We start from the raw sequence: 12735 nt of genomic DNA on the forward strand, positions 1-12735 counted from the left end.
AGTTAGTAATAAAAAGATTGAAGGTAAAAGGCTTGAAGTGTAAACATTGTGTCGTATAAAACCATAAACCCACTAATACTTTACATTGATCAGAAGGCTATCATTTGTTAGGACGAAAACCCGAATGCTATTTTATAATCATATTATCGATTAACCGAGTTGAGCCAACCTTTGCCGCTACCAGCGCAACTAAGTTGTTTTCTGTTTTTGATTTCGCAGGCTCTAAGCTTTCTCCGTTTGCAATGGTGAAGTAATCTAGCTCTACACCTGGAATGTTCTCGTAAAATGATTTGCCTTTCTCTTCCAGCTCGGGAATAGAGTACTGATCAAAATGATCGATTACAAATTTAAGTGATTGATTGAGTACCAGTGCATGCCGTCTATCTTCTCCAGATAAGTGAATGTTTCTGCTGCTCATGGCCAATCCGTCATCCTCACGGATGATTGGGCAAGTTATGATGGTGATTGGCAGATCAAAGTGCTTCAACATATTTTTAATCATCAGCACCTGCTGAAAATCTTTTTGCCCAAACATAGCTACATCCGGCTTAACGGCATCAAAAAGTTTGTGTACAATTTGGGTGACGCCCTGATAGTGTCCTTTACGAAACTCGCCTTCCAATAAAAATTCGGCTTTGCCTAAATCGATGTGCCAATCTTCTTTTTCGGGATACATTTCTTTAACATCTGGCATAAAAACACCATTACAACCTGCTTGTTGAAGCATGGATAAATCATGTTCGATTGGTCGCGGATATTTTTCGAGGTCTTTAGGATCGGTAAACTGGGTTGGGTTTACAAAAATGCTACAGATGATGATATCGGCATTTTGCTGTGCCAGCTTAATTAAAGAAATATGACCATTATGCAATGCGCCCATTGTAGGCACAAGTGCAATTTTGAGCCCTGAGGCTTTTAAAGGTTCTAAGAAAGCTTTAAGGGTTGCTTTCGTTTTAAATATTTCCAATTCGGACAATTTAAATTAAAGCCGTAAAGGTGTAAATTAATCTAAACGAAACCAAACAAATGCTTGCGATATTGATAAATAGTATTATTATTAGTATCTTTGCAGCTCATTATCTTTTATTTAACTTAAATATTTTCTTAAAATATGGAGATGGCAAAAACGAAGCTGCTGATTGTTACCCACGAGATGTCGCCTTTCCTCGAGCTTACTAAAATTTCTGAAATCACACGTCAATTACCACAAGCCATGCAAGATAAAGGATTCGAAATCCGTATTTTGATGCCTAAATTTGGTAACATCAACGAGAGAAGAAATCGTTTACACGAAGTAATCCGCTTGTCTGGAATGAATATCATTATCGATGACAACGATAATCCTTTAATTATTAAAGTAGCATCCATCCCAGCTGCACGCATGCAAGTTTATTTCTTGGATAACGAAGAATATTTCCAACGTAAACAAGTTTTTAGAGATGCTAGCGGAAAATTCTTTGATGACAACGACGAGCGTACCATCTTTTTCTGTAAAGGTGCATTAGAAACGGTTAAAAAATTAGGATGGGCTCCAGATATCGTTCACTGTCATGGTTGGATGAGTGCTTTGGTTCCTGCTTATATCAAAACCACTTATAAAAACGATCCGACTTTCAAAAATTCTAAAGTAGTGTATTCTATTTATGAAGATTGCTTTACTGAGCAATTAAACGCAAACTTTTCTAAGAAAGCGGTAATGGCAAACATGACTGAAGCAGACACGGAGGCTTTCCAACCTTCAGATTGTAACAGCATGCACATTGGTGCGATAACCCATTCAGACGCAGTTGTTTTAGCGGATGAAAAGCTTAGCGAAGATGTGTTAAAATTTGTTAAAGATTCCAATAAGCCAACTTTAGCTTTTAACTTAACCGAAAATTTTGAAAACTTCTATACTTTTTACGAAGAAATTTCAAGTGATGAATTGGTTTCAGTTGCTTAATTAGGTATTATTATTTTAAATATGAAATTTACAAAACAAGACTTATTAACCCTGTTGATAGGTCTTTTTCTTTTTGCATCTTGTAAAAACCCAGATAGTATTGGTTTAGACGTAGATCCAAGTCAGGCCATACAAGGAACTTTGGTAAATAGTGAGGTTAGATCTCAAACGGTTTTGGATAACGCAGTGAATACAGTTGGATTAACGCGTCATCCTTTAGGTTACATGGTTGATCCAGTTTTTGGTAAAACAGAAGCAAGTGTTGCCATGACCGTTGTGCCACCATCATTGAGTTACGATTTTGGAACATCGCCAAGCTTAGATTCTGCTATTTTGGTTTTAAGAATAGATACCAACTTGTTGAGTCCGAAAATTAAATTTTATGGCGATACCACCAATTCGATCTACAGCATTGATGTGTATCAGCTTACTAATAAAATTACCACTTACAAAAGCTCTGATGTGCAAGCGCACAATAGCACGCTTTTAGGAAATTTTAGAAGCAAAATTTATCCGAACACACCGATCAAAATCTCTCACATTCTTAAAGGTAAAACGGATACCTTAAAAACTGTAAGAGCAGAAATCAGAATTCCATTAAATAAGGCTTTTATACAAAGCACACTACTAAGCTTGCCCACAACGGGAACAACAACCAACGTGAAATTTATAGATTACTTTAAGGGATTGTATGCAGAGATTAATAAAACCTCTTCAACAGGTACGGGTGGTATTGCCTTTATCGATTTTTCTAATGCAAAATCTTATTTACAGTTGGTGTATAAAAACACAAATTCTTCAAACGGTACTGATACTGTTGATGTAAAATGGCCAATTAATACCAGTTCTGGTGCAATTACTGCAAACATTAAACACGATTATACAGGAACCGCGATTAAAACGCAATTGGATAATCCGCCAACTACTGCTAACCCAACGCCTTACACGGTTACATATACCCAAGGTTTAGTTGGGGTTAGAACAAAAATTTCGTTCCCAAATCTCGCCAACTTCACCACCACTTATGGAAAATCAATTATCAATAAAGCGGAATTGGTTGTTGATTTAAGCGCAGGAACCTATGCCTACCCTTTCGGCCCTGCTCAAAGACTTTCTTTATACCGTTGGGATATTGCCGAACAACCTGTCAACGTCCCAGACCATGATCCTCTTACGAATACGGGTGGAGATAGAAGGGGTTTATCTGACGGCATTTTCGGCGGATATTATGACTCGTTAAAAAACAGATACATTTTCATCGTAACCAGTTACGTACAAGATTTGATTGATAAGAAATTAACGGATTATGGAACCTTTATCGGCCCAACAGCTTTAGATGTGTTTCAAATTGCACCAACAGCAACTTCAGCAGATCGGGCAGTTATTGGAACTGGAGTGAACACAACCAATAAGGTTAAACTTAATATTTATTACAGCAAGATAAATTAAAGCATTCCAAAAAAAACTCATTATAAATTCACCTTTTGTTCTACACAAGGTGAATTTTTTGTTTAGGCCCGATATAAAAAAATCGCTTTATTCGGGATTGCTATATTAAGCAAACGTTGTTTAGTATATTCGTGCGTTTTTAATTAATATCATATACAAACTATGTGTGGAATTGTAGGCTATATAGGCTATAGAGAAGCTTGGCCAATTGTACTTAAGGGTCTTAAAAGATTAGAATACAGAGGTTATGACAGCGCGGGCATTGCCTTAATGAACGCTAATGGACAACATATTTATAAAAAGGTTGGCAAGGTTGCCGCACTGGAAGAATTTGCTGAAGATAAAGATAAAAATGGCACCATAGCTATGGGCCATACACGTTGGGCAACCCATGGTGTACCATCAGATAGAAATTCGCATCCGCATACTTCAAACAACGATAAGCTTTCGATTATTCATAACGGCATCATAGAGAACTATGCAACATTAAAAGAAGAGTTAATTTCTCGTGGACATCAATTCAAAAGCGATACAGACACAGAAGTTTTGATTCATCTAGTTGAAGAAATTCAGAAAATTGAGCAAATTGATTTGCTTGAAGCCGTGCGCTTGGCTTTGAAAGAAGTAACCGGTGCCTATGCAATTGTGGTTATGGATAAAGAACACCCTGATCGGTTAATTGCCGCCCGAAAAGGTAGCCCGATGGTAATTGGTGTGGGTAAAGGCGAATATTTCATTGCTTCTGATGCTACCCCGATTATTGAATACACCAAAAATGTGATCTATTTAAATGATAACGAAATTGCATTGGTTACGAAAGATGATCTTCTGGTTAAAAGATTAGATAATGTGGTTCAAACCCCTCTAATCCAGGAGCTAGAGCTGAAACTGGAAATGCTTGAGAAAGGTGGTTTCGATCATTTTATGCTTAAAGAGATTTACGAACAACCGCGATCGATTAGAGATTGTATGCGTGGCCGTATTTACCCAGAAGAAGGCAAAGTTCAATTGGGTGGAATAAAAGAGTTTGTAGAGAAGTTAAAAAACATAGACCGAATTATTATTGTGGCCTGCGGTACCTCTTGGCATGCTGGTTTGGTGGGTGAATATTTAATAGAAGAGTACGCTCGAATTCCTGTAGAGGTTGAATATGCTTCAGAATTTAGGTATCGCAACCCAATTATTACTGAAAAAGATGTTGTAATTGCCATATCGCAATCGGGCGAAACCGCAGATACCATGGCGGCGATTGAAATGGCTAAAGAACGTGGTGCAACCATTTTCGGAATTTGCAACGTTGCCGGAGCATCTATCCCTAGGTTAAGCCACGCCGGTGTTTATACACATGCTGGTCCGGAGATTGGTGTTGCTTCTACTAAGGCATTTACTGCTCAAGTAACCGTTTTAACATTGATGGCCTTTTACATGGCTCAGCAAAAGGGAACAATTACACAATCCAAATTGGTTGGTTTATTAACGGAATTGGATAACATTCCGGATAAAATACAAATTGCTTTAGAGTCTAACGATTTGATTAAAGAAGTTGCTTCGAAAATTAAGGATTCTAGAAATTGCTTGTTTTTGGGTAGAGGAAGTGGCTTCCCTGTTGCTTTAGAAGGCGCATTGAAGCTGAAAGAAATTTCCTACATCCACGCAGAAGGTTACCCGGCTGCGGAGATGAAACATGGTCCTATTGCATTAATTGATGAGGAAATGCCAGTGGTATTCATTGCAACGCAAAATTCTTCCTACGAAAAGGTAATCAGCAACATTCAGGAGGTGAAGGCCAGAAAGGGAAAAGTAATTGCCATTGTTACCCAAGGCGATACAGAGGTTAAGAAAATGGCCGATTATTGCATTGAGATTCCAGATTCTGACGAGGCGTTTTTACCTTTATTGGCTACCATTCCATTACAGCTTTTATCTTACCACATTGCGGTAATGCGAGGTTGTAATGTAGATCAGCCTAGGAATTTAGCAAAATCTGTGACGGTAGAATAAAGTAGATTTACTTGATCTGAAGCATCTTCTAAAGATCAAGTATACCTTTTCGGTTTGGGGTAATGGTACGTGAAGACACGTACCAGGGCGGTAGAACACAATGCCAACAGGAAATAACCATCAAAATGCTGAAATAATTTCGGCATGACGAGCGCGTGTAAAAGTTCCTTATGAACGATCGTCACCCTGAATTTATTTCAGGGCCTTAGCTTCATTGAATTCAATCTCAATGGTATTGTGAGCACAAACCAAGGCATTTTTAAGGAGATGTGAAATAAGCAACCTGGCAAAGCACCATAAAAAAACCACTAAATCAGCTGATTTAGTGGTTTTTTCTTATATATTGCTATCCCAATAAGGAAGAGTTTATTACAAATCTGTTTTGATTTTAAGCTCTTTTAATTGCTTATCGTCAATAGTGCTCGGGCTATCAATCATTACATCTCTACCTGAATTGTTTTTAGGGAAAGCGATTACATCTCGAATAGAATCTAACCCGGCAAAAATTGAGGTTAAGCGGTCAAATCCAAAGGCTATACCGCCATGTGGAGGGGCGCCATACTCAAATGCATCCATTAAGAAACCAAATTGTTTTTGTGCTTCTTCCGTACTGAAACCTAAATGTTTAAACATTAAAGCTTGTAGCGTTCTATCGTGAATACGGATTGAACCGCCGCCTATTTCTGTTCCATTAATCACCATATCATAGGCATTGGCCCGAACATTTTTAGGATCGGTATCTAATAGTGCAATATCTTCTGGTTTTGGTGAAGTGAAGGGATGGTGCATGGCATGGTAACGCTCGGTTTCTTCATCCCATTCTAGTAATGGAAAATCTAAAACCCAAAGTGCCGAGAATGTATTTTTATCTCGCAAGCCTAATCGGTTACCCATTTCTAAGCGCAGTTCATTTAGCTGCTTACGCACTTTATCTGTAGAACCAGCCAAGATTAAAAGTAAATCGCCTTTTTCGCATGCAAAGGCTTTGCTCCATTGTTTTAAATCTTCTTCGTTAAAGAATTTATCTACTGACGATTTGATGGTATCGTCATCGTTATGGCGGGCATAAATTAACCCCGTAGCTCCAATCTGCGGACGCTTGATAAAATCGGTAAGCTCATCTAATTGCTTACGTGTATAGCTTGCCGCACCTTTTGCATTAATACCCACAACCAATTCGGCATTATCAAAAACTGGGAAGCCTTTGCCTTTTGCGACATCGTTCAGTTCAACAAATTGCATTGCAAAGCGCGTATCTGGCTTATCAGAACCATACAAGCGCATGGCATCTGCATATTGCATGCGTGGTACTTCAGGGAGGTCGTAATCGCGAACTTCTTTAAACAACGTACGAATTAACCCTTCAAATGTGTTTAAAATATCTTCTTGCTCAACGAACGACATTTCGCAATCAATTTGTGTAAATTCTGGTTGACGATCGGCTCTCAAATCTTCATCTCTAAAGCATTTCACAATTTGAAAATAACGGTCGAAACCAGAAACCATCAGCAATTGCTTAAACGTTTGTGGCGATTGTGGCAATGCATAAAACTCGCCAGCATTCATTCTGCTCGGTACAACGAAATCTCTAGCCCCTTCTGGCGTAGATTTGATTAAAACAGGTGTTTCTACTTCAATAAAATCTAAAGCATCGAGATAACGGCGAACGGATTGAGCCATTTTATGACGCAAAACTAAGTTGCTACGAACCGGGTTACGGCGTAAATCTAAATAGCGATATTTCATACGCAACTCATCGCCTCCATCGGTTTCATCATCAATCATGAAAGGTGGAAGTTTTGCTGCGTTAAGCACTTCTAAAGCAGAAACTTTGATTTCTATATCACCTGTAAACATTTTCGGATTTTTGTTGCTGCGTTCTACAACGGTACCGGTGGTTTTAATTACGAACTCGCGGCCCAATGAGCGTGCGGCTTCGCAAAGTTCACGATTATCATCCATGTTAAAAACAAGTTGTGTAATACCATAACGATCGCGAATATCGATGAAAGTCATACCGCCTAAATCTCTTGATTTTTGTACCCAACCACACAGGGTTACACTTTCGCCCAAATTTTTAAGGCTTAATGCACCGCAAGTTACTGTTCTTAACATATATAGTAATCTAAATTAAGCGGCAAAAATACCGAATTTGTTTTAAAGTTTGTAAGAGAAGATTCAGGGAAATTCTGAAAATCATTTATTTCGGCAAGGATGGAAATAAATAAGAATTAGGGATTGTTCATTGGGTTGAATTTTGTTGAGATAAACTTCGGTTATCGTCAATATTTTTCTTCCAAAACCACTTCTACTTCAACAACCTTCCATTCGCCACTATCATTTTTCCAACGATAAATTTCTTCGGTTTGGATGGTTTGCTTTTTGGAAAGCAATATCAGTTTGGGCTTGATAATGATGGATTTTCTTGCGATTTTCTCTGTAAACACACCGTTCTCGAAAGACGATTTTATTCGATATTGACTGCTTGTGTATGCTTTTATGCCCTTAAAATGTTTTTCAAGATCTAAAGTCAACTGTTTTTTATCTAAACTCACAGCGTCGGGCTTTATGTATTTCAAACCATCATCAAATTGATTCATATACCGCTTTACATCTCTTGCTTCTAGTGCCTCATTTGCATCTTTGTGTTGCGCATCTATAATTGAAGCTATTGCATCGATTTCCATGGTATGAAGTTAAACGTTTGTTTGCTGTTTTCAAATTAATGATGAGGTAGGGAGATATTTTCCATAAAAACCAAGGGTTCAACAAATCAAAAGTTTGTAAGTTGATGGTTTGGAAATGAGCGTTCAGGAATACTTGGCGGTTTGCAGTCCCGCTCTACGCTTTATCCCCAATAAAATTGGGGGATGCCGCTGAGATCGGGTTTAGGCACAAAGCAATCCTTTCAAAAAAAAGCAAATGGATTGCTCATTGAGCATTTAATTAACCGCTCCTATTGGCGCAAGCCCTTTAAAACCAAACCCGATTGAACGGATGCCATTTTTTTTTAATTGGCAGGAGGTAAAGCGGGGCTGCTGTTTCCTATGAAATGCTGAACGTTCATTTTCAAGTTATTTTTATTTTTTGATGAGTTTCGGTTATACCTTCTTGGTGAGCAGGAAACACTTCCCCTACGGTAACTGGCTAAGGTAAGCGTGCCTCTATCAAGCTCAATGATCATAATTTAACATTATTTAAACTATTTTTATACCTTAATGCAACGTTTTAAAATCCCCCCTGTCTTATAACCAGAACTATCAAAATTTTGGAAGCGGTCTACATCGATAAAAACCTAGAATTAGTAAAAGCGTGCATGCAAGGAAGCCGGGCAGCACAGTTTGAATTGTACAAGCTGTATGCTAAGGCCATGTATAATGTGGCTTTGCGTATTCTAAATTACGAAGAAGAAGCTGAGGATGTTTTGCAGGAATCGTTTTTAGATGCCTTTACCAGAATCGTTGATTTTAGGCAGGAAACCACTTTTGGACTGTGGCTAAAGCAAATTGTAATTAACAAATCTATCAATTACCTCCGCAAACGTAAGTTTGAATTTGTTGGCACAGATGAGATTTCGGAGATACCTGATGAGATTAGCGCTGATGAGTATGAGGTGAAATCGCAGGCCGATGAAATTAGAACCGCAATTACACAATTGCCTGATGGTTATAGGGTTGTGCTTAGTTTATATTTATTGGAAGGTTACGACCATGAAGAAATCGCACATATTTTAAAAATAAGTGAAAACACAAGTCGCACACAGTACATGAGAGCGAAAAAGAAGTTAAAAAGTATTTTAGAACAGAAAGGGATGAGAGATGAATAAATTGGAAACTTTTGTTAAAGAAAACCGCAAATCTTTTGATGCGTTTGAGCCATCTGCTGGTCTTTGGGCAAAGATTGAACTCGAATTAGACAACAAAAAGAAAAAAAAGCCCATAAAGCTGTACTTATGGATGAGCGCAGCGGCAGCAATTGTAGTTGTTTTCGGTTTAGCCTGGCTATTCGCCGGAAGCATGCAAAACAAAGATTTAGAAATCGCTGATGTAAACTCGGCTTATGCAAAGAAAGAAGGTCATTACGCTGGTTTGATAACCGAAAAACGCGACAGCTTGGCCATTTTTGCCTCTGCAAACCCAGATTTGTACAAAAAATTTACTGCAGATTTGAGTAAACTCGATGAGGATTATGAACGTTTAAAGGCAGAATTGCCAACCACGCCGAACCAACTTTATGTGGTAAAAGCAATGGTCAAAAATAGAGAAATCCAACTCCAATTATTGAAACAACAATTAATGATTATAAACCAGGTTGACGATTACAAAAAGGTTAACCAAATATAAATTAAAGTAAATTAAGTAATTAAATTGATAAGACTATTGCATCCGCAAATTTTGAGGAATTGCAATTTCTTACTACTTAACTTACGCTCACCACGATATCTACTTGAACCAGCCGGCAGTTTTGAGGAGATGTTATTAACCATTAGCAAACATGAAAACAATAAACATATTTTTAGCCATTATGGCTTTCATCGCCGTAAAAACTTATGCACAAGGAATAGTTGTAACGACCAACCCATCAGAACGTTATGCAGTAAATACAGTCATTAATATTGATGCACATGCGAAAGTTCCTATTACTCAAGACGTAAACACTGGTAATGATGCGGAGCGATCAAAATCTTTTAGCAAAAGCTTTAGTGTAGATAATAATGATAAGGTGAATTTGAGTAATCAGTATGGCGCAATCGTAATCAAAACATGGGATAAGAAAGAAGTTCGTGTGGATATTGATATTAAGGCCTACAGCAATTCTGACAATGACGCTCAAAAATTAATTGATGATGTAACGATCGATGCCAATAAAACTGGAGATATGGTTTCCGTTAAAACCAACATGGGCGAGAAAAATGGCCGGTACGGCCGAGGGGTAAAAAACGGCGTAACAACTTGGAGAAGAGAGGTGAAAGTGATATACACTTTATACATGCCTGCCATTAATCCATTAACCGTACAACAGCAGTATGGCAATGTTGATTTGGCCGATTTTTCAGGGCCAACATCCTTAAAGGTTCAGTATGGCAACTTAACGGCTGGTAACTTAAGCAATGCCAACAACTACATCAACGTACAGTATGGCAAAATTACCGTTCAAGATATAAATGCAGCGATTGTAAAGCACGAATATGGCGGCGGGGTAAACATCGGTTCGGTGGGTACTATAGAAGTGTCTGCCCAATATGTTGCGGTGAACATTAATACGATTAGAAAATCTGCGGACATTAAAGTTGAATACGGCCCGGGACTTACTGTAGGTAATATTGGAGGCAACTTATTGTTGCACACTGAATATGCGAAAGTCAACATCAATACGGTAAAGGGCAATACAGTAATTCAGCAAGGATATGGAAGTTTAGCCATTGCCAATGTGGGCAAGCTGGCCTTAAAAACTGAATACACAAGCGTAAGTTTGGGTAATTTAAATGGTGATGCCAACATTGATATGGACTACAATAAGTTATCCGTTGCAGAAATTACACCGGCTTGTAAGAGCTTTACTTTCAATGGCGAATATGTAAGTATTGGTTTGGGCTTTGCAAACAACTACAATGCAAACTTTAACCTTTCAACCGCTTACGCAGGTTTTAAATACGGTCCAAATGTATCTTCTACGCAGATTAGCAAAGATGACGAGACCAGGAAATATGCTGGTAAGATTGGTAATGGCGGTGCAGCAAACGTTTCCATTAAAACAGAATATGGCTCCGTTACTTTTAAATAAAATTTCCAAGCTAAATAAACTAATCAGTCTTGCCGGTAATTGGCAGGACTTTTTTTTATATTTATGGCCTCAACATGAAAAGTTATTTAGCTACCTTTTTTTTATTAATGGCTTGTTTTTTTGCCAGAGCGCAGGAGGCACCGGTGAGGTGGGCGACCCAAGAAACTTTTTTCGAAGATTTGGTGGGCAAAGATTTACCAAATTTTAGCGGGCAAACGGTTGATAAGGTTTCTTTCAAAAAAGAAGATTTAAAAAGCCAGATCGTGCTGATTAACTTTTGGTTTGAAAAATGCCCTCCTTGCATTGCTGAAATGCCAGAATTGAACAAGCTTGTAAAAAAATACTCAGACAAAAAAGTGAGATTTATAGCGCTGACCTATGATATGCCGAATGCGGCCAAAAGATTTCAAAAACGTAGCGGCTATTTATATGAAATTGTAAGTTTAACGAAAGAAGAAATTCGAAAGTTGAATATCAATCATGGTTTCCCATCAAACATTCTGGTGGGCAAGGATGGCAAAATTTTGTATGCAACGGCAAATATCTCTTTTTCAGATGCGGAATTCAAGGCGAAATCGATGCTATTGGAGGAAAAACTTCGGGCTGAAATTGAACGATCAACCAAATAAAATACAAGTTAAAAAAGCTGAATTTTACTCGCCCTAACACGCAGTCTATTCATATCGCAACCTTGCAAACTAATTCGAGTATAAACTGTTCAATAAATCAGTTGGCTTTTATATCTTCGCCTTATCAGATAAAATAATTATGGAATTTTTAAGTACCCCCGAAGCCTGGATTTCTTTGTTAACGCTTACCGTTCTCGAAATTGTATTGGGCATCGACAATATTGTGTTCATTTCTATCCTCTCGGGAAAGTTGCCACAAAATCAACAAAAGAAAGCTCGCCAGTTGGGTTTAGGTTTGGCTATGATTACCAGAGTATTGCTGTTATTGTCTTTAAGTTGGGTAATGACACTTACATCGCCGCTCTTTAACATGGGCAGTTGGGTGGGCATCACCACTGGAGAATGGTTTGAAAAACTTGCCATCTCTGGCAGAGATTTAATTTTGATTGTTGGGGGATTGTTTTTGATTTACAAAAGCACACACGAAATTCATAATAAGCTAGAGGGTGAGGAAGATGATGAAGGGAATAGAAAAGCCCATTCTTTTTGGCCTACAATTGTACAGATTTTAATTTTAGATGTGGTATTCTCCTTAGACTCGGTAATTACGGCTGTGGGTATGGCTGAGCACATTGAAATTATGATTGCGGCGGTAGTTATCGCGGTGATTATTATGATGATTTCTGCGGGATCAATAAGCGGTTTTGTAAACAAGCATCCAACGGTTAAAATGTTGGCGCTTTCGTTCTTGCTGCTCATAGGTGTTTCGCTTTTGGCAGAGGGCTTGGATCAGCACATCCCTAAAGGATATGTATATTTCGCGATGGCATTCTCTGTTTTAGTTGAGATGTTAAATTTAAAAATGAAAAAGAACTCTAAACAGCCACTTAAGTTGAGAAATACACCTAAAGACTAAATAAATTAAAATTA

The 12735-nt window shown here is 38.1% G+C and carries 12 protein-coding genes; 8 read left to right on the forward strand and 4 right to left on the reverse strand.

Annotated elements, in window-relative coordinates; all coding sequences use genetic code 11:
• Positions 1–127: 127 nt before the first annotated feature.
• Entirely contained in the window at positions 128–967 is an 840-nt protein-coding gene (gene panC, locus DHW03_RS08830) for a pantoate--beta-alanine ligase (protein ID WP_109925997.1), read from the reverse strand.
• 150 nt (positions 968–1117) lie between these two features.
• On the opposite strand from panC, the gene DHW03_RS08835 reads away from it, so the two are divergent.
• The 3 genes from DHW03_RS08835 to glmS all read left to right on the forward strand — a co-directional run bounded on the left by DHW03_RS08835 (position 1118) and on the right by glmS (position 5392).
• The gene (locus DHW03_RS08835; RefSeq protein ID WP_240618502.1) at positions 1118–1942 is read left to right on the forward strand and encodes a glycogen/starch synthase; all 825 of its coding nucleotides are present in this window, start codon (positions 1118–1120) and stop codon (positions 1940–1942) included.
• Between the two features lie 21 nt (positions 1943–1963).
• Positions 1964–3391: a DUF4270 family protein gene (locus DHW03_RS08840; RefSeq protein WP_109925384.1), complete on the forward strand. Its 1428-nt coding sequence runs from the start codon at positions 1964–1966 to the stop codon at positions 3389–3391.
• A 162-nt stretch (positions 3392–3553) separates the two neighbouring features.
• The gene (glmS, locus tag DHW03_RS08845; RefSeq protein WP_109925385.1) at positions 3554–5392 is read left to right on the forward strand and encodes a glutamine--fructose-6-phosphate transaminase (isomerizing); all 1839 of its coding nucleotides are present in this window, start codon (positions 3554–3556) and stop codon (positions 5390–5392) included.
• Between the two features lie 369 nt (positions 5393–5761).
• On the opposite strand, the gene aspS is transcribed toward glmS, so the two are convergent.
• The 3 genes from aspS to DHW03_RS19315 form a co-directional block, all read right to left on the reverse strand.
• Positions 5762–7507, reverse strand: coding sequence for an aspartate--tRNA ligase (gene aspS, locus DHW03_RS08850; protein ID WP_109925386.1), 1746 nt, complete (start codon positions 7505–7507; stop codon positions 5762–5764).
• A gap of 167 nt (positions 7508–7674) precedes the next feature.
• Entirely contained in the window at positions 7675–8079 is a 405-nt protein-coding gene (locus tag DHW03_RS08855) for a hypothetical protein (protein WP_109925387.1), read from the reverse strand.
• Positions 8080–8402: 323 nt separating this feature from the next.
• Positions 8403–8576 (reverse strand): hypothetical protein, encoded by a 174-nt coding sequence (locus DHW03_RS19315; protein ID WP_165825397.1) that lies wholly within the window; start codon positions 8574–8576, stop codon positions 8403–8405.
• Between the two features lie 132 nt (positions 8577–8708).
• On the opposite strand from DHW03_RS19315, the gene DHW03_RS08860 reads away from it, so the two are divergent.
• The 5 genes from DHW03_RS08860 to DHW03_RS08880 all read left to right on the forward strand — a co-directional run bounded on the left by DHW03_RS08860 (position 8709) and on the right by DHW03_RS08880 (position 12721).
• Positions 8709–9218 carry an RNA polymerase sigma factor gene (locus DHW03_RS08860; protein WP_240618503.1) on the forward strand — a complete coding sequence of 170 codons (510 nt, stop codon included), beginning with the start codon at positions 8709–8711 and terminating at the stop codon, positions 9216–9218.
• On the forward strand, positions 9211–9735 hold the full coding sequence (locus tag DHW03_RS08865) for a hypothetical protein (RefSeq protein ID WP_240618504.1): 525 nt from the start codon (positions 9211–9213) through the stop codon (positions 9733–9735). The genes DHW03_RS08860 and DHW03_RS08865 overlap by 8 nt, the downstream gene beginning before the upstream one ends.
• Positions 9736–9886: 151 nt before the next feature.
• Positions 9887–11176 carry a hypothetical protein gene (locus DHW03_RS08870; RefSeq protein WP_240618505.1) on the forward strand — a complete coding sequence of 430 codons (1290 nt, stop codon included), beginning with the start codon at positions 9887–9889 and terminating at the stop codon, positions 11174–11176.
• Between the two features lie 74 nt (positions 11177–11250).
• The gene (locus tag DHW03_RS08875) at positions 11251–11805 is read left to right on the forward strand and encodes a TlpA family protein disulfide reductase (RefSeq protein ID WP_109925389.1); all 555 of its coding nucleotides are present in this window, start codon (positions 11251–11253) and stop codon (positions 11803–11805) included.
• A gap of 139 nt (positions 11806–11944) precedes the next feature.
• The gene (locus DHW03_RS08880) at positions 11945–12721 is read left to right on the forward strand and encodes a TerC family protein (protein WP_109925390.1); all 777 of its coding nucleotides are present in this window, start codon (positions 11945–11947) and stop codon (positions 12719–12721) included.
• The last annotated feature ends 14 nt before the right edge of the window (positions 12722–12735 follow it).

This window comes from Pedobacter yonginensis, assembly GCF_003173595.1.
Taxonomy (GTDB): Bacteria; Bacteroidota; Bacteroidia; order Sphingobacteriales; family Sphingobacteriaceae; genus Pedobacter; species Pedobacter yonginense.